Raw genomic sequence first — 16997 nt, 5'->3', positions numbered from 1 at the left:
CGGGCCGGGTCGGGCAGGTCCGAGGCGCGGCGGTTGTGCTGAAAACACGCGCATTGTCGGGGCTACGCTCAAATTTGATAATTGGCGTAGCATTTGAAGCATTTTCAACGGCTTTCTAATAATCACGCGATGGACAATCTCGGCGACGTGCGCCTGTTCGTGGAGGCGGCCCGCCTCGGCAGCCTTTCCGCGGCGGGCCGCAAGCTCGGCCTCACGCCCGCGGCGGCCAGCGCCCGGCTCGCGCGGCTCGAAGCCGAACTTCGTGCGCGTCTGTTCGACCGCACGACACGCCAGCTACGGCTCACCGACGAAGGCCGCCTCTACCTCACCTGTAGCGAACACGCGCTGCGCTCGCTCGACGACGCCAAAGCGGCCTTGCAGGAGGGCCAGAACGCGGTGCGTGGCAAGGTGCGGATTTCGGCGACCTCGGATTTCGGCCGCAATTTGCTGATGACGTGGCTCGACGAATTCCGCGCCCGCTATCCCGACGTGCGTTTCGCGCTGATGCTGACCGACTCGCTCTCGAATCTCGTACTCGAAGACATCGATCTCGCGATCCGCTTCGGCACGCCGCAGGACAGCTCGCTCGTGGCGCGCTGGCTCGCACCGAACCGCCGCGTGCTGTGCGCCTCGCCCGAGTACCTCGCGCGCTGCGGCGAGCCGCATGAGCCGAATGATCTGGCCCGTTTCGACTGCATCGTGATCGGCTCGGCAGCGGGACCGGTGAACGAATGGCGCTTCGCGCGCGGCGACGAAACGCAGACGTACACGGTGCCGCTCGACCGCGCGCTCGAGTCAACGGATGGCGAAGTGGCGCGCCAGTGGGCGCTGTGCGGGTACGGCCTCGCGGTGAAGTCGATCTGGGATGTCGCGGACGATCTGCGCGCCGGGCGGCTCAAGACCGTGATGCCCGAGTGGCGCTACCCGGACGCGCCGCTGCACGCGCTCTATCACCGCAACCGCTTTCTCGCGCCGCGTGTGCGTGCGCTGCTCGACTTTCTCAGTGAGCGCTTCGCGCAGACGTCGGGCGAGCTGGAGGCGCTCGTGCCCTGCACGGAACCGGGCGTTGCGACGCAAAGCCGAAGGCGCAAACGGCTATAATGTCCGATTGCGCAGAAAGCGATCCGCAGCCTCAAAAACCGGCAAAAAGAAGCGAAAAGCAAAGCGGAACGTCCCTGATGTGTCACGAAACGATGTCACCAGACGGTGTCACGGGACGGCATCACCAGACGCGCATCGCCAGACGAGGGCTGCAAAAGCAGCCCCCCGATTCGGCCCCCCTTAAAACACCGTAGTCCTGACGTGCATCCCGCGCACCCCGCGCGTGCATCAAGCGGACGACGCCCCCAGGTCAACCACTGCGAACGGCGAACCCCGATGACCAAGAAAGTTTATGTAAAGACCTTTGGCTGCCAGATGAACGAGTACGACTCCGACAAGATGGTCGACGTACTCGGCGCCGCCGAAGGCCTCGTGAAGACCGACACCCCCGAAGACGCGGACGTCATTCTCTTCAACACCTGCTCGGTGCGCGAGAAGGCGCAGGAAAAGGTCTTCTCCGACCTCGGCCGCGTGCGCGAACTCAAGGAAGCGAACCCGAACCTGCTGATCGGCGTGGGCGGCTGCGTGGCGAGCCAGGAAGGCGCGGCAATTGTCGCGCGCGCGCCCTATGTGGACCTCGTGTTCGGCCCGCAAACGCTGCACCGCCTGCCGCAGATGATCGACGCGCGCCGCGCCTCGGGCCGCGCGCAGGTGGACATCACCTTCCCCGAAATCGAGAAGTTCGACCATCTGCCGCCCGCGCGCGTGGAAGGCCCGAGCGCGTTCGTCTCGATCATGGAAGGCTGCAGCAAGTACTGCAGCTACTGCGTCGTGCCCTACACGCGCGGCGAGGAAGTCTCGCGTCCGCTCGACGACGTGCTCACCGAAATCGCCGGCCTCGCCGATCAGGGCGTGCGTGAAGTCACGCTGCTCGGCCAGAACGTGAACGCCTACCGAGGCGCGTTGACGGCCGGCGCGCCCGACGTCGCGGACTTCGCGACGCTGATCGAATACGTCGCCGAGATTCCCGGGATCGAGCGCATCCGCTACACGACTTCGCACCCGAAGGAGTTCACGCAGCGCCTCATCGATACCTACGCGAAGGTGCCCAAGCTCGTGAGCCATCTGCATCTGCCGGTCCAGCACGGCTCGGACCGCGTGCTCATGGCGATGAAGCGCGGCTACACCGTGCTCGAATACAAGTCGATCATCCGCAAGCTGCGCGCGATCCGTCCGGACCTGTCGCTCTCCACGGACTTCATCGTGGGCTTCCCCGGCGAGACGGAAGAGGACTTCCAGAAGATGATGGCGCTCGTCGAGGAGATGAGCTACGACACGAGCTTCTCGTTCATCTACAGCCCGCGTCCGGGCACGCCCGCCGCGAACCTCTCCGACGACACGCCGCGCGAGGTGAAGCTCAAGCGCCTGCAGCACCTGCAGGCCACGATCGAAGAGAACGTGAAGCGCGTCAGCGAGTCGATGGTCGGCCGCGTGGAGCGCATTCTCGTGGAAGGCCCCTCGCGCAAGGATCCGGGCGAGCTGTCGGGCCGCACCGAGAACAATCGTGTCGTGAACTTTCCGGCGCCGCTTGCCTCGCATGCGCGCCTGATCGGCCAGATGATCGACGTGAAGATCAACCACGCGTACCCGCACTCGCTGCGCGGCGAACTCGTGCTCGCGCACGAGGACGCTTCGACGCTCGCGCACTGATCGGTCAGTACGCCACGAGCCGAATACGAGCCCCCTACGAGCCCATTACGCGCCTGTTCCGCGCCCACCGCGCGGCACAAGGCATCGGAATTCAGGAGTTCAGAGACACCTTGAAGCCCAATCAGCAGCATCTGGAATTCACCGCGCCGCGCGACGACAACGCGCGCCTCGCCAACCTCTGCGGCCCGCTCGACGAAAACCTGCGGCAGATCGAGCAGGCGCTCGACGTGACGCTCGCGCGGCGCGGCCATCGCATCAGCATTCGGGGGCGCGGCGCGAAGCTCGCGCTCACGGCGCTCGAGAACTTCTACAACCAGGCGCGTGATCCGCTCTCCGTCGACGATATCCAGCTCGCGCTCGTCGAAGCGCGTCAGGCGGCGAACGACCCGCGCGGCAATGGCAACGGCGTCGTGCGCGGCAACGCCAATGGCACCGGCAGCGGCGAGATCGCCGGCGACGCCACGGAAATCGATCCCCGTTTTCGCGGCGACCCCGATCATCCGTTCGACCAGCCCGCGCGCGAAGGCTTCGAAGCCGAAGAACCCGGCCCGAAGCTCTACACGCGCCGCGCCGATCTGCGCGGCCGCACGCCGGCGCAGCGCGAGTACCTCAAGCAGATCATCTCGCACGACGTGACGTTCGGCGTCGGGCCCGCGGGCACCGGCAAGACCTATCTCGCCGTGGCCTGCGCGGTGGACGCGCTCGAGCGCGACCAGGTCAAGCGCATCGTGCTCACGCGTCCGGCCGTGGAAGCGGGCGAGCGTCTCGGCTTCCTGCCGGGCGACCTCGCGCAGAAGGTCGATCCGTACCTGCGTCCGCTCTATGACGCGCTCTACGACCTGCTCGGCTTCGACAAGACCGCGAAGATGTTCGAGCGCCAGATGATCGAGATCGCGCCGCTCGCCTACATGCGCGGGCGCACGCTCAATCACGCGTTCATCATCCTCGACGAGGCGCAGAACACCACGCCCGAGCAGATGAAGATGTTCCTCACGCGTATCGGCTTCGGCTCGAAGGCCGTCGTGACCGGCGACACCACCCAGGTGGACCTGCCGCGCGGCCACAAGAGCGGCTTGATCGAGGCGCAGCAGGTGCTCGCGGACGTGCGCGGCATCGCGCTCACGCGCTTCACGAGCGCCGACGTCGTGCGCCATCCGCTCGTCGCGCGTATCGTCGAGGCCTACGACGCGCATTCGAAAAAGGACGAAAGCGTTGGCGACGCACGCTGACGCGGTCTGCCTCGCTCCCTTGCTCCAGCCCATGCCCCGCGCACCGAAACTCAAACTGACCGTGCAGTTCCCCGCCGCGAAGGCGTTCCCCGAGCACAAGGCCACGCTGCCGCGCGCCACCGTCGCGGCGTGGCTCAAGGCCGCGCTATTCGCGGACGCGGAACTGACCGTGCGCTTCGTCGACGCCGAAGAAGGCCGCTCGCTCAACCGCGCTTATCGCGGCAAGGACTACGCGACCAACGTGCTCACCTTCGCTTACGCGGAAAGTGAAGACGATCCGGTCACGGGCGACCTGATCCTGTGCTGCCCCGTCGTGGAAAAGGAAGCCGCCGAGCAGGGCAAGCCGCTCGCCGCGCACTACGCGCATCTGTTCGTGCACGGCGCGCTGCACGCCCAGGGCTACGACCACGAGGACGAGGCCGAAGCCGAGGAAATGGAGGGCATCGAGACCGAGGTGCTCAACTCCCTCGGCTTTCCCGATCCGTACAAGTAGGCTCCGGCCATGAACGACAAGCGCGCGCCCGATGTCGCCGAACCCTCCGGACTGCCCGAGACAGGCGGCGCGAGCGCGCCCTGCCCGGGCTACCCCCCGGCGCTCGGCGAGTCGCGGCTCCTCACCGAAGATGAATTGCGCGCTTCGCTCGCCTGCACGCTCGAAAACTGGGACGGTAAGAGCGACATCTGGCTCTTCGGCTATGGCTCGCTGATCTGGAACCCGGGGCTCCCAACGGTCGAGAACGTGCGTTCGCGCGTGCATGGCTACCATCGCGGGCTGTACATGTGGTCGCGCGTCAACCGCGGCACGCCCGAGCAGCCCGGCCTCGTGCTGGCGCTGGATCGCGGCGGCTCGTGCGCCGGCGTCGCGTTCCGGCTAGCGGGCCAGGGCGTTATGCCGCACCTCGAAGCGCTCTGGCGCCGCGAGATGCCCATGGGCTCCTACCGCCCCGCGTGGCTGCCCTGCGTGCTCGCCGACGGCCGCCGCGTCGCGGCGCTCGCGTTCGTCATGCGCCGCGACGTCGCCTCCTACACCGGCAAGCTTTCCGAAGCGACCGTGCGCACCGTGTTCGGCTGCGCGTCGGGCCGCTATGGCACCACGCTCGACTATGTGCAGCGCACCGTAGACGCGCTGCGCGAGAGCGGCATGCGCGACCGGGTGCTGGAGCGGCTGCTGGCGCGCTGCGCATAGCGAAAAGCCGCGCCGTTTTTTGTCCGCAGCGCGGCCGCCCGTCATCTGCGTTAGGATTGATCTGCCGGTGTATGTCATGCGTGTGCCATTACACGGTGGCGCCACAGGCATGTTGTATCCTTAACCCTCCGCAACAGCGCGCCCCGCCCCCAAGCGGCAAAGGGCGCACCACCATGAACGACTCTTATCCCAGTCGACGCCAGACCGACAAACCGCAAGAAAAGCGCTCCCTGCTCGAGCGGCTGACCGACTTCATCTCGCCCGAGCCCGACTCGCGCAGCGAACTTCTCGAAATCCTCCAGGACGCGCACGCGCGCAATCTGATCGACGCCGATTCGCTTTCGATGATCGAAGGCGTGTTCCAGGTGTCCGAACTCTGCGCACGCGACATCATGATCCCGCGCGCCCAGATGGACGCGATCAACATCGCCGAAAGTCCTGACGAATTCATTCCGTACGTGCTGGAGAAGGCGCACTCGCGCTACCCCGTGTACGACGGCAACCGCGACAACGTGATCGGCGTGCTGCTCGCGAAAGATCTGCTGCGCTACTACGCCGAAGAGGAATTCGACGTGCGCGGCATGCTCCGCCCCGCGGTGTTCATCCCCGAATCCAAGCGCCTCAATGTGCTGCTGCACGACTTTCGCCAGAACCGCAATCACATCGCCATCGTCGTGGACGAATACGGCGGCGTAGCCGGCCTCATCACGATCGAGGACGTGCTGGAGCAGATCGTCGGCGACATCGAGGACGAGTACGACTTCGACGAGGAAAGCGGGAACATCATCGCCTCGCCCGACGGGCGCTTTCGCGTGCGCGCGCTCACCGAGATCGAGCAGTTCAACGAGGTATTCGGCACCCATTACTCCGATGAGGAAGTCGATACGATCGGCGGCTTCGTGACCCATCATTTCGGGCACTTGCCGCATCGCGGCGAGAAGGTGCGCATCGACGACCTGATCTTCGAGGTGCTGCGCGCCGACGCCCGGCAGCTTCACATGCTGCTCGTGCGCCGCGACCCGATGGCCGGCCAGCGCGAAGCCGCACTGCAGCCGCCCGGCACCTGAGCGCACAGCCCGCCTGGCTCCTGCGGACACGTCTAAACGCCAGCCTTCGGGCTGGCGTTTTGCCTCCAATGGTTCGCTATCGCGATCGGGCCCCAAGGCATTCGAGAGGCGCGCCCCGGCAATGACGCACGAAAGTGCTATCGTTGCGCTCGTCGCGCAATCCGCCCTCGTGCTTGTTACGCCATCGCTTTTCATTCGTCGCTTTTATTCGTCGCTTTTCCCGTACTTCACAGCCGAATTTCACCGCTTCACATGGCCGAACCGATCGATACCCGCACGCGCAGCGAACCGCGCGCGCCCGAAGCCAACGGCACCGCCGCCAGCAACGGCGCCGCACGCCGCGCGCTGCCGCTCTGGCACTATCTCGCCGCCGCCGCGTGCGGGGCGCTCAACACGCTTTCGTTCGCCCCCACGCCGCATGGCGGCTGGCTCGCCATCGCGATCTTCGCGCTCTTCTACTTCTGGCTCACGCGCACGACCGGCTGGAAGAGCGCGATGTTCACGGGCTGGGCCTTCGGCTTCGGCAACTTCGTGACCGGGGTGTGGTGGCTCTATGTGAGCATGCACTTCTATGGCGGCATGCACGCGGTGCTCGCGGGCGCGGCGCTCGCGCTGTTCTCGCTCTATCTGGGCCTCTATCCGGCGCTCGCCGCGCTCGTCTGGTCGTTCTGCGCGGGACATGCGAAGAACGGACGCAGTGGCGACTTGCCCTTCTCGCCCACATGGCACGGCGCGTTCGCGTTCGCTAGCGCGTGGGCGCTCGGCGAGTGGGCGCGCGGCTACGTCTTCACAGGCTTTCCGTGGCTATCGAGCGGCTACGCACAGGTCGACGGTCCGCTCGCCGGCTTTGCGCCGATCGTGGGCGTCTACGGCGTGGGCTGGGTGCTCGCGCTCGTTGCGGCGCTCATCGTCCAGGCGCTGCTGCGCGCGCGCAACTTGAAGCAAGGCAGCACCGCACAAGTCCACACCACGCCGCCGCGCGGTGCGATCGCGACGCCCGCGCTCCTCGCCGTCGCCGTGATCGCAGCCGGCCTGCTGCTCTCGCTCGTCTCGTGGACCCAGCCTTCCGGCACGCCGCTCAACGTGCGTCTGCTGCAAGGCAACGTCAAGCAGGAGATGAAGTTCTCGGAGTCGGGCATGGTCGACGCGCTCAACGAGTTCCAGAAGCTCATCACCGAAAAGCCGGCCGATCTCGTCATCACGCCGGAAACGGCCGTTCCCGTGCTCGTGCAGGAGATCCCCGAGAAGTTCGGCCGCGATATCCGCGCCTTCGCGGACGGCACCCACACCGCCATCCTGTTCGGCGCGGTGGGCGGCACGATCACGCCCGAAGGACGCGTGACCGACTACACCAACAGCCTGTTCGGCATCACGCCGGGCCAGAACGGTCTTTACCGCTACGACAAGCACCATCTCGTGCCCTTCGGCGAATTCGTGCCCTGGGGCTTCCGCTGGTTCGTGAACCTCATGAACATTCCGCTAGGGGACTTCGCGCGCGGCGCGCCCGTGCAGCCGCCGTTCCCCGTGCGCGGCGAACTCGTGGCCGTGAACATCTGCTACGAGGACATCTTCGGCGAGGAAATCGCGCGCACCGTGCGCGAGAATCCGACCTCGCCCGGCATTCTCATCAATTCGACGAACCTCGCCTGGTTCGGCGACACCATCGCGCTCGACCAGCATCTGCAGATCGCGCGCATGCGCTCGCTCGAAACGGGCCGGCCGATGCTGCGCGCCACCAACACGGGCGCGACGGCCGCCATCGATGCGAAAGGCCGCGTGATCGCGCGCCTGCCCACCTTCACGGTGGGCTCGCTCGACCTCCAGGTGGAAGGCACGACAGGCTTCACGCCCTACGTGAAGAGCGGCAACAACACGGTGATCGCCGTTTCACTCCTGTTGCTCGCGCTCGGATTTGCGTTTGGACCGGCATTCAAGAGCAAGAAGGAACGCACGCAGGCAAGCACGAAATAAGCACGCGGGGCGACCACGGAGCGACCACGAAACCACCACGAAGCGGGCCACGAAACCACGCGCGCGACGACCCGCTGCGGCCTCTTCCCGTCGCCCGAACCCCGCCCAGGTCTCAATGCCCCGGCAATCCGGTAAAATTCAAGGTTTTAGCACCTGGCCGCCTCCCGGCCCGGGCCACGCGAGGAAAGGGGCAAGGCCGCGAATCGCCGCCCCGCCCGCGCGCTCGCCTGGTGGGGCCGCCGCATTCCGCCCCCGAAAGCCCCGAAGGCCCGATAGACACTGCAGGCATACATGCTCACGTTTCAGCAAATCATCCTGACGCTCCAGTCTTACTGGGACAAGCAGGGCTGCGCACTGCTCCAGCCGATCGACATGGAAGTCGGCGCCGGCACCTCGCACGTCCACACCTTCCTGCGCGCGATCGGCCCCGAGCCGTGGCGAGCAGCCTATGTGCAGCCGTCGCGCCGCCCGAAGGATGGCCGCTACGGCGAGAACCCGAACCGCCTGCAGCATTACTACCAGTACCAGGTGGTGCTCAAGCCGGCGCCGGAAAACATTCTCGACCTGTACCTCGGCTCGCTCGAGGCGCTCGGCTTCGACCTGAAGCAGAACGACGTGCGCTTCGTGGAAGACGACTGGGAGAACCCCACGCTCGGCGCGTGGGGTCTTGGCTGGGAAGTGTGGCTCAACGGCATGGAAGTGACGCAGTTCACCTACTTCCAGCAGGTGGGCGGCCTCGACTGCAAACCGGTGCTCGGCGAGATCACCTACGGCCTCGAGCGTCTCGCGATGTATCTGCAGAAGGTCGAGAACGTCTACGACCTCGTCTGGACCGAGTGGGAAGAGCAAGGCCCGAACGGCCCCGAACTGCGCCGCCTCACCTACGGCGATGTCTACCATCAGAACGAAGTCGAGCAATCGACGTACAACTTCGAGCACGCGAACGTCGACCTGCTGTTCACGTTCTTCAACGCGTACGAAGGCGAAGCGAAGCGCATGATGGAGCACCAGCTCGCGCTGCCCGCCTATGAACTCGTGCTCAAGGCCGCGCACACCTTCAACCTGCTCGACGCGCGCGGCGCGATCTCCGTGACGGAGCGCGCGGCGTACATCGGCCGCATTCGCGCGCTTTCGCGCAGCGTGGCGCAGTCGTACTACGAGTCGCGCGAGAAGCTCGGCTTCCCGATGCTCGGCAACCCCGTGCACGGCGTGCCCGGCCTGACCACCGACGAACAGGACGCCGCGATGCCCGCCTGGGCGCCGCCGCTGAAGGTCGAACGCAAGTTCGACGAGGCATGACCGGATCTCAAGAACAATGACGCAAGCTCATCACGCCACCCTCCTCGTCGAACTGCTGACCGAGGAACTGCCGCCGAAGGCCCTCGCACGCCTTGGCGACGCGTTCGCCGAAGCCATCGCGCAGCGCCTCGCCGCGCGCGACCTGATCGAAGGCGACCTCTCGTTCGAACGTTTCGCCACGCCGCGCCGCCTTGGCGTGACGATCAAGAACGTGCGCAGCGTCGCGCCTGAAAAGCAGGTGCGCGAAAAAGTGCTGCCCGTTTCGGTCGCGCTCGACGCCAACGGCCAGCCCACCGCGCCGCTCGTGAAGAAGCTCGCCGCGCTCGGCTTCCCCGACTTCCCCGTGAGCGACCTCGAGCGCGCGAGCGACGGCAAGAACGAAGCCTTCTTCCTGCGCTACTCGGCGCCCGGCGCCACGCTCGCCGACGGCCTGCAAGCCGTGCTCGACGAAGTGCTCGGCAAGCTGCCGATTCCGAAGGTCATGAGCTACCAGCGCCCGGACGGCAGCAACGTGCAGTTCGTGCGCCCCGTGCATCGCCTCACGGTGCTGCACGGCGACCAGATCGTGCCGGTCACGGCATTCGGCATCGACGCGAACGACACCACGCGCGGCCATCGCTTCCTTTCCGAAGGCCTCATCGCCATCACGCACGCCGACGACTACGCGCACACGCTCCAGCACAAGGGCTTCGTGATCGCCAGCTACGCGGACCGCCGCGAATCGATCCGCGCGCAACTCAGCGAGCAGGCAGGCAGCGACAAGGTCGTGATGCCCGATTCGCTGCTCGACGAAGTGAACGCGCTCGTCGAATGGCCTGTGGTCTACGCGTGCCGCTTCGAGGACGAGTTCCTGCAAGTGCCCCAGGAATGCCTGATCCTCACGATGCAGACCAACCAGAAATACTTCGCGCTCACCGACGATCAAGGCCGTCTGCGCTCGCGCTTTCTGATCGTCTCGAACATCGCGACGCAAACGCCCGACGAGATCGTCGAGGGCAACGAACGCGTGGTGCGCCCGCGTCTCGCCGACGCGAAGTTCTTCTTCGAGCAGGACAAGAAGAAGCCGCTGGCCGACCGCGTGCCGCTGCTCGCGAACGTGGTCTATCACAACAAGCTCGGCTCGCAGCTGCAGCGCGTGGAGCGCCTCGAAGCGCTCGCGGGCCAGATCGCCCTGATGTGCAGCGCCAATATCGCGCTCGCGGAACGGGGGGCGCGCCTCGCGAAGGCCGACCTCTTGACCGACATGGTGGGCGAGTTCCCCGAGCTGCAAGGCACGATGGGCACCTACTACGCGCGCCACGACGGCGAGCCCGAAGAAGTGGCGATTGCGTGCTCCGAGCACTACCAGCCGCGCTTCTCCGGCGATGCGCTGCCCGCCACCACGACGGGCACGATCGTCGCGCTCGCGGACAAGCTCGAGACGCTGGTCGGCATCTGGGGCATCGGACTCGCGCCGACCGGCGAGAAGGATCCGTTCGCGCTGCGCCGCCACGCGCTGGGCGTGCTGCGCATTCTCGTCGAAAAGCAGTTGCCGCTCGACCTCGTCGAACTGCTGCGCGCCACTTACGCACAGTTTGCCGGCATCGAGGCCGTCACGGAATCGACGCAGGCCATCTACGAATTCTGCATGGACCGCCTGCGCGGCATGCTGCGCGAACGCGGCTTTGCGGCCACCGAAATCGACGCGGTGCTCGCGCTGAACCCCACGCGCCTCGATGACATCGTTTCGCGCCTGGAAGCCGTGCGCGAATTCGCGGCGCTCGCGGAAGCGGCAGCGCTGGCGGCAGCGAACAAGCGCATCTCGAACATCCTCAAGAAGTCCGAGGATGCGCAAGACGCGGGCGTGCAGATCACTCTCTTCGTCGAAGCCGCCGAGAAGGCGCTCTTCGCCAAGCTCGAACAGGTCGCGCCGCGCGTGGAAACGCAACTCGCCGCACGCGAGTACACGGGCGCCCTCTCCGCGCTTGCGGCGCTGCGCGAAACGGTGGACACGTTCTTCAACGACGTCATGGTGAACGCGGAAGACCCGGCGCTGCGTGCGAACCGCCTCGCGCTGCTGAAGGCGCTGCATCGCCAGATGAACAGCGTCGCGGACATCTCGCGGCTCGCCGCCTGAGCAGGACAAAGCGAGACGCCATGCCGACCAGCACTACCAGAAAACTCGTGATCCTCGACCGCGACGGCGTGATCAACCTCGACTCCGATGCGTTCATCAAGTCGCCGGACGAATGGGTCGCGATTCCCGGCAGCCTCGAAGCGATCGCGCGCCTGAACCAGGCGGGCTATCGCGTGGCGGTGGCGTCGAACCAGTCGGGCATCGGGCGCGGACTCTTCGACATGGCCGCGCTCAATGCCATGCACGCGAAGATGCACCGCCAGGCGGCCGCCGTGGGCGGGCGCATCGACGCCGTGTTCTTCTGCCCGCATACGGCGCAGGACCACTGCGAGTGCCGCAAGCCGCAGCCGGGCATGCTCAAGATGATCGCGGAACGCTTCGAGATCGACCCGGCCGACACCCCAGTGGTAGGCGACGCGCTGCGCGACCTGCAGGCGGGTGCGGTGCTCGGCTTTCCCACGCACCTCGTGCGCTCGGGCAAGGGCGAGAAGACGCTCGCCGCGGGCGGCCTGCCCGAAGGCACGAAGGTCCACGACGACCTGCGCGCGTTCGCGCTCGACTTTCTCGCGAACGAATCTGCGTGAACACGCACGCATAACACGCCCACCTGCTCGACTGATGCGCTTCATACGCTCCCTGCTACTGTTCATCTACCTCATCGTCTACACGGTTCCGTACGCAACGGCGTGCTTCATCGCGTTCCCGTTCATGAACGCGGCGCGCCGCTACTGGATGGCCGTGGGCTGGTGCCGCTCGACGCTCTTCGTCGTGCGGCATCTCAACGGCATCCGCTACCGCGTGGAGGGCATGGAGAACCTGCCGAACGGACCGGCGGTGCTGCTCTCGAAGCACCAGTCCGCATGGGAGACGCTGGCGTTTCCCGCGCTCATGCCGCGGCCGCTGTGCTACGTGTTCAAGCGTGAACTGCTGTTCGTGCCGTTCTTCGGCTGGGCGCTCGGCATGCTGAAGATGATTCACATTAACCGTAAGGAAGGGAAAAACGCGTTCACCTCGGTCATACGCCAGGGCAAGCTGCGCATGGCCGAAGGCGCATGGGTGATCATGTTTCCCGAAGGCACGCGCATTCCCGTGGGCAAGCAGGGCAAATACAAGACGGGCGGCCCGCGCTTCGCCATTGAAACGGGCGCGCCCGTGGTGCCGATCGCGCACAACGCGGGACACGTCTGGCCCCGAAATTCGTTCATCAAATATCCGGGTATAGTCACGGTGTCGATCGGCAAGCCGATCGAGACGACCGGACTCACGCCCGACGAAGTGAACACGCGCGTGGAAAAGTGGATCGAGGCGGAAATGCGGCGCATTGATCCCGAGGCGTATCGCGAAGCGGATGGCGCGGCGGCGAAAGCGGCGCGGATTTGAGGCGCGGAGGGTGTCGCCGCTTTTCCCGCGGACGACCGTTGCGCTGGCGCGCAGGCTGTTTGCACGACTTGTGCGCCTTGGCGCGCGGCTAAGCGCGCCACGAGACGACGCGCACGAACGCCCTGCGAGGAAACGCGCACGCCCACCCGCACCAGGCCAGACGATGCAGAAGTCCCCCACGCCGCACCCGAGCGCGGCACTCGACAACCGGCAACTCGACCTGCCGCTCTTTGCGGACCCGGCGCCTGTCGTTGCGCCGGATGCGTCCTCCCTCCCTCTCACACCACCGCCTGCGGCTTCGCCCGGGAAGCCGGGCAAAGCGCCGCTTGCGCCGGACGGCACACGGATGCGCACCGTCGAGCTTGGCGTGCGCACGCTGCATTACCGGCTCAAGCGCTCGTCGCGCAAATCGATTGGGTTCGTGATCGACGGTACCGGGCTTTGCATCACTGCGCCCCGGTGGGTGGCGATCGCCGATATCGAGAACGCGATTGCCGAGAAGCAGCGGTGGATCTTTGCGAAGCTCGCCGAGTGGAAAACCCGCACGGAACAACGTGTATTGCCGCGCGTGGAATGGAGCGATGGGGCCGAACTGCCTTTTCTCGGCAAGCCCATTGCGGTGAAGCTTGGCGCTTCTTTGCTTGCGTTTGATGAAGCAACTCGTGTGCTTGCGTTGCCATTGCCGCCGCATGCCGAGGCGCAGCAGATCAAGGACCGCGTGACTGGGTGGCTGCAGGGCGAAGCGACGCGGATCTTTGGCGAGCGGCTCGTGGTGTATGCAGAGAAGCTTGGCGTTTCGTTCCGGTCTTATGCGCTTTCTTCGGCAGCTACGCGGTGGGGCAGCTGTTCAAGCGAAGGCAGGATTCGCTTGAACTGGCGGTTGATTCATTTTCCGCTTTCGGTTGTGGACTATGTGGTGGCGCACGAGCTCGCGCATCTCAGGGAGATGAATCATAGTCCGCGGTTCTGGCGGACTGTGGAGTCGATCTTTCCGGAGTTTCGGGAGGCGCGGAAACAGCTTAAGCAGTGTCCGGTGGAGATGTAGGCGGAGGTGTGAGGGGGCAATAGGTAGTGTCACGACTCACCGAAAGCTGGCTGTTATTTCAACGCGGCACATCGACGGCTCCCTGGATTCCGGCTAGCGCGTCTGCGAAGGCGGCGTGCGTAGAACTGCCTTGAATACCAGGCCCGCGAATTGCAAGTTCGTAGTCAAGTATCTGCGCCACATGCGACCCGGCTCTTGAATGACACGATATAGCCATTCGAGGCCGCTACGCTGCATCCAAACTGGCGCCCGGCGTACTTTCCCAGCGACGACGTCAAAAGTGCCGCCCACGCCCATCACGAAATCCACGCCAAGCTGATCGCGCCAGCGATTGATGAAGTTCTCCTTCTTTGGCGATGTGATCGCGACAAACAAAAGCCGCGCCCCCGACGCCTGGATCTTCTCAACGATCGCATGTTCATCGTCCCAGAAGTAGCCGTGGTGATAGCCCGCTACGATCAGGCGGTGATAGCGCTGCGCAACGATCTCGGCGGTCGCCTGCACAACCTCGGGCGTGGCGCCGAGGAGGAAGACCGGAAGGCCGCGTTCTGCTGCCATGGCGAGCAGGTCGTCAAAAAGATCCACGCCGGCGACCCGTTCCGGTACTTCAACGCCGAGCAAGCGCGCGGCCCAGACTACACCCATGCCGTCAATATTGATGATGTCGCACGCACGAATCGACGCCGCAAGGACGACATCGTGTTGCATGTGTACAACCTTCGCTACGTTGACAACGACGTGTTGAGTGAACCGTCTGGCCTCGACGCGGTTCTTGACCAGCTCAACAGTCTCGCGTCCGGTCGCCACGTCCATCGGACAGGAAAAGAGCTCTATTCTTTTCATTGCGCGTCTCGCCCGCGCCGCGCAACGTCGGCGCTGTAAAGACTCAGTGCGTAGAAGGCCCACGCCTGAGTCCATCTCATGTAATCCACCGTATTGGAAAAATAGCGGCCCCTTTGATAGACGAAGCGTCCCTTGTTTCGCAGATAGAGACGTTCGATCGAACGATGGATGACCCGCCGCGCAAGCTCATGATCTTCGTCCGTTCCTCCGACGCGCAGTAGCGTAATAAGAGCTTGCGCAACCGAATGCATGTCGAGCGGATACATCCGGTTGGCGTAGTACTTCACGTCGCCGGTCGCCTCAAAAAATGCCTGCCGATAGAACCCAATGCCTCGATCCACGACCTGATCGAACTCGCGCGTGTTCAATGCACCCTGCAGAGCGGAAAGTGCCTCCAGGTTATAGCCCGTATGGAATCCGTCGACGAACGCGTGGTGACTGCGCTCCCCGTACCGCCACGCGCCGTCCGCGGCCTGCGCACGGGCCGAATGACGCGCTGCGAGCAACGCCTGCTCGCATGCGGCAACATCGCCCTCAAGACTGGCCGTCGATGCGACAATCGCAGCTGACCAAAGATTGGCGTTGTGAACCATCGCACCCTCACCGGGCACATAGCGGTAGAACGCCGTGTCTTGCTGAACCGTGTACAGCGTTTGCAGAAATTTTCCCGCGTCTACAGCACTGTCGATAAACCGGTGCTCGCCAGTGGCACGCCACAGCGCGAGAAGCGCTCGCACGACATAGCAAGTCGTAATAGCATTCGGCTTGCCGAGCGGTACGTCGAACGCTCGCGCGGCCCAGTGGAAGTGGTAGCCCCACGAGCTGTACGGCCATTCCTGTCGATCAGCCCGCCGGGACAACAACCAATCGCCCAACCTGACTGCCTCGTCGAGATCGCGACCGCTCGTAGTCTGCTGGAAGCGTTCGATCAATCCGAGAACCATCAATGCAATTCCCTTTGGATTCCGCTCTTTTCTGATTCCGCAGAGTGGCCTGAAATTGACCGGACTACGTCTATGCAACTGCTGCCAGGCAATCATCGCAAACCGAAAGCGCTTGCCTCCGAGTGACGCAAACACGGCGCTGTTTAGCGCGTCGTAGGGATCGTAACCGCGGTAGTCCTCACTTCTGATTCCATGCAGGAGCACGTCACAGATCGCCCTAACCTGATCCGCTTCCTCCTCATAGGTTATTTTGCTGCCCGCTACAATCGGTCGATCGCGGCAGATACTTCTTTCTTCTTTCGGTTCAAAACGATCACTCATGCTTTGCGTGTTCCAAAAATTCAACCTGGCGCTTGCGAATTGATACAGGACCATAGAACAAGGTTTGCACTTCCGCGTCGGATGGCTCTCTTTGCCAGCCGGCCTTATACAAACCTATTTTCAAATAGGCATTCTGGTCGCCTGGATAGGCATTGGCGATCTTCTCGGAACCAAAAACAAGCTCATCGTTCTTCCATAGCTGAGTTAGCGACTGTTTTCCGGAGTCGTCCGGGATATAACGAAGGGTCCAGTGGACCCACTTCCCCCTGTCATCATCGGCGCAGCATATTTTTTCTCTGGCGGTTATCTTCTGCACCTGCATTCCGCCACGCGTCGATACGTAATAGCTTGTCCCGAGCAAAGCCAGTGCAACCGTCGGCCCACCCTGCCTCGCCGATTGGTGAATCTGAGAAATGATCACCATTTGCTTCGCATCGAACTCGAAACCTCGCGGAATGTAGGTACTCCAGCGCACGAGATAATCGGAGCGCTGCGCGAACGTCGCTGGCTCGCGGAACAGCACTTCGGCCCGCGGCGTGCCATTAGCAACATTCGTGAAGCTTTCGTGACGCGCGATCGTCGCTCTCAAGACCTGCCGCGGCGCATCGTCCGGATCGGGCACGGTCTCGATGTCGCCGGGATTCGCTTGAGGCGACACCGCGCCGCTCAATCCGTCGCGCCAGTCGACTTCAGCCATTTGTCTCCATTTAGAGTCGTCTGTCGGCGGCGTGGCGCTCACGAAGCCCGGCATCGCCAGCGCGCACGCGAATAGCGTCCTTCCGCACAGACTAAAGCGCGATAAACAAAACGACGTAAAATTCATGTGTAGTTCAAACTAAATTCAC

At 64.5% G+C, this 16997-nt stretch carries 15 protein-coding genes; 12 read left to right on the top strand and 3 right to left on the bottom strand.

Annotated elements, in window-relative coordinates; translation table 11 throughout:
* The first annotated feature begins 129 nt into the window (after positions 1–129).
* The 12 genes from BMI01S_RS14030 (at position 130) to BMI01S_RS13975 (ending at position 14044) form a co-directional block, all read left to right on the top strand.
* Entirely contained in the window at positions 130–1101 is a 972-nt protein-coding gene (locus BMI01S_RS14030; RefSeq protein ID WP_042289550.1) for a LysR family transcriptional regulator, read from the top strand.
* 276 nt (positions 1102–1377) lie between these two features.
* Positions 1378–2751 (top strand): tRNA (N6-isopentenyl adenosine(37)-C2)-methylthiotransferase MiaB, encoded by a 1374-nt coding sequence (miaB, locus tag BMI01S_RS14025; RefSeq protein ID WP_028211793.1) that lies wholly within the window; start codon positions 1378–1380, stop codon positions 2749–2751.
* A gap of 110 nt (positions 2752–2861) precedes the next feature.
* Positions 2862–3980 (top strand): PhoH family protein, encoded by a 1119-nt coding sequence (locus BMI01S_RS14020; RefSeq protein ID WP_028211794.1) that lies wholly within the window; start codon positions 2862–2864, stop codon positions 3978–3980.
* A 31-nt stretch (positions 3981–4011) separates the two neighbouring features.
* Positions 4012–4473 carry an rRNA maturation RNase YbeY gene (gene ybeY / locus BMI01S_RS14015; RefSeq protein WP_028211795.1) on the top strand — a complete coding sequence of 154 codons (462 nt, stop codon included), beginning with the start codon at positions 4012–4014 and terminating at the stop codon, positions 4471–4473.
* 9 nt (positions 4474–4482) lie between these two features.
* Positions 4483–5166, top strand: coding sequence for a gamma-glutamylcyclotransferase (locus BMI01S_RS14010; RefSeq protein ID WP_081715981.1), 684 nt, complete (start codon positions 4483–4485; stop codon positions 5164–5166).
* A 173-nt stretch (positions 5167–5339) separates the two neighbouring features.
* Positions 5340–6233, top strand: a complete 894-nt coding sequence (locus BMI01S_RS14005) for an HlyC/CorC family transporter (protein ID WP_028211797.1) — start codon at positions 5340–5342, stop codon at positions 6231–6233.
* A 252-nt stretch (positions 6234–6485) separates the two neighbouring features.
* On the top strand, positions 6486–8204 hold the full coding sequence (gene lnt, locus BMI01S_RS14000) for an apolipoprotein N-acyltransferase (RefSeq protein ID WP_028211798.1): 1719 nt from the start codon (positions 6486–6488) through the stop codon (positions 8202–8204).
* A gap of 291 nt (positions 8205–8495) precedes the next feature.
* Positions 8496–9503: a glycine--tRNA ligase subunit alpha gene (glyQ, locus tag BMI01S_RS13995; protein ID WP_081715982.1), complete on the top strand. Its 1008-nt coding sequence runs from the start codon at positions 8496–8498 to the stop codon at positions 9501–9503.
* 16 nt (positions 9504–9519) lie between these two features.
* On the top strand, positions 9520–11619 hold the full coding sequence (gene glyS, locus BMI01S_RS13990; protein ID WP_028211799.1) for a glycine--tRNA ligase subunit beta: 2100 nt from the start codon (positions 9520–9522) through the stop codon (positions 11617–11619).
* 20 nt (positions 11620–11639) lie between these two features.
* Complete coding sequence (gene gmhB, locus BMI01S_RS13985) at positions 11640–12203, top strand: D-glycero-beta-D-manno-heptose 1,7-bisphosphate 7-phosphatase (RefSeq protein WP_028211800.1); 564 nt, start codon at positions 11640–11642, stop codon at positions 12201–12203.
* A gap of 34 nt (positions 12204–12237) precedes the next feature.
* Entirely contained in the window at positions 12238–12999 is a 762-nt protein-coding gene (locus tag BMI01S_RS13980; RefSeq protein ID WP_028211801.1) for a lysophospholipid acyltransferase family protein, read from the top strand.
* Positions 13000–13162: 163 nt separating this feature from the next.
* Complete coding sequence (locus tag BMI01S_RS13975) at positions 13163–14044, top strand: M48 family metallopeptidase (protein ID WP_028211802.1); 882 nt, start codon at positions 13163–13165, stop codon at positions 14042–14044.
* Positions 14045–14137: 93 nt separating this feature from the next.
* Here BMI01S_RS13975 and BMI01S_RS13970 read toward each other — a convergent pair whose 3' ends face one another.
* Genes BMI01S_RS13970 through BMI01S_RS13960 form a run of 3 tightly spaced genes read right to left on the bottom strand, consistent with a single transcriptional unit; the run spans position 14138 to position 16903 of the window.
* Positions 14138–14887: a WecB/TagA/CpsF family glycosyltransferase gene (locus BMI01S_RS13970; RefSeq protein ID WP_036044946.1), complete on the bottom strand. Its 750-nt coding sequence runs from the start codon at positions 14885–14887 to the stop codon at positions 14138–14140.
* Positions 14884–16152 (bottom strand): aspartate-semialdehyde dehydrogenase, encoded by a 1269-nt coding sequence (locus tag BMI01S_RS13965; protein WP_238327793.1) that lies wholly within the window; start codon positions 16150–16152, stop codon positions 14884–14886. Before BMI01S_RS13965 ends, BMI01S_RS13970 begins: the two co-directional genes overlap by 4 nt.
* Positions 16145–16903, bottom strand: coding sequence for a heparin lyase I family protein (locus BMI01S_RS13960; protein ID WP_255217800.1), 759 nt, complete (start codon positions 16901–16903; stop codon positions 16145–16147). Before BMI01S_RS13960 ends, BMI01S_RS13965 begins: the two co-directional genes overlap by 8 nt.
* Between the last annotated feature and the right edge of the window lie 94 nt (positions 16904–16997).

The sequence above is a fragment of the Paraburkholderia mimosarum LMG 23256 = NBRC 106338 genome, from assembly GCF_000739815.1.
GTDB lineage: Bacteria > Pseudomonadota > Gammaproteobacteria > Burkholderiales > Burkholderiaceae > Paraburkholderia > Paraburkholderia mimosarum.
This window is presented reverse-complemented; position numbering and strand designations above follow the sequence as displayed.

What these genes read in the sequence shown, in the direction of transcription:
- BMI01S_RS14030 (WP_042289550.1), top strand. Translation starts at nt 130, where the DNA reads ATGGACAATCTCGGCGACGTGCGCCTGTTCGTGGAGGCGGCCCGCCTC.
- miaB (WP_028211793.1), top strand. Translation starts at nt 1,378, where the DNA reads ATGACCAAGAAAGTTTATGTAAAGACCTTTGGCTGCCAGATGAACGAG.
- ybeY (WP_028211795.1), top strand. Translation starts at nt 4,012, where the DNA reads ATGCCCCGCGCACCGAAACTCAAACTGACCGTGCAGTTCCCCGCCGCG.
- BMI01S_RS14010 (WP_081715981.1), top strand. Translation starts at nt 4,483, where the DNA reads ATGAACGACAAGCGCGCGCCCGATGTCGCCGAACCCTCCGGACTGCCC.
- BMI01S_RS14005 (WP_028211797.1), top strand. Translation starts at nt 5,340, where the DNA reads ATGAACGACTCTTATCCCAGTCGACGCCAGACCGACAAACCGCAAGAA.
- lnt (WP_028211798.1), top strand. Translation starts at nt 6,486, where the DNA reads ATGGCCGAACCGATCGATACCCGCACGCGCAGCGAACCGCGCGCGCCC.
- glyQ (WP_081715982.1), top strand. Translation starts at nt 8,496, where the DNA reads ATGCTCACGTTTCAGCAAATCATCCTGACGCTCCAGTCTTACTGGGAC.
- glyS (WP_028211799.1), top strand. Translation starts at nt 9,520, where the DNA reads ATGACGCAAGCTCATCACGCCACCCTCCTCGTCGAACTGCTGACCGAG.
- gmhB (WP_028211800.1), top strand. Translation starts at nt 11,640, where the DNA reads ATGCCGACCAGCACTACCAGAAAACTCGTGATCCTCGACCGCGACGGC.
- BMI01S_RS13980 (WP_028211801.1), top strand. Translation starts at nt 12,238, where the DNA reads ATGCGCTTCATACGCTCCCTGCTACTGTTCATCTACCTCATCGTCTAC.
- BMI01S_RS13975 (WP_028211802.1), top strand. Translation starts at nt 13,163, where the DNA reads ATGCAGAAGTCCCCCACGCCGCACCCGAGCGCGGCACTCGACAACCGG.
- BMI01S_RS13970 (WP_036044946.1), bottom strand. Translation starts at nt 14,887, where the DNA reads ATGAAAAGAATAGAGCTCTTTTCCTGTCCGATGGACGTGGCGACCGGA.
- BMI01S_RS13965 (WP_238327793.1), bottom strand. Translation starts at nt 16,152, where the DNA reads ATGAGTGATCGTTTTGAACCGAAAGAAGAAAGAAGTATCTGCCGCGAT.
- BMI01S_RS13960 (WP_255217800.1), bottom strand. Translation starts at nt 16,903, where the DNA reads ATGCCGGGCTTCGTGAGCGCCACGCCGCCGACAGACGACTCTAAATGG.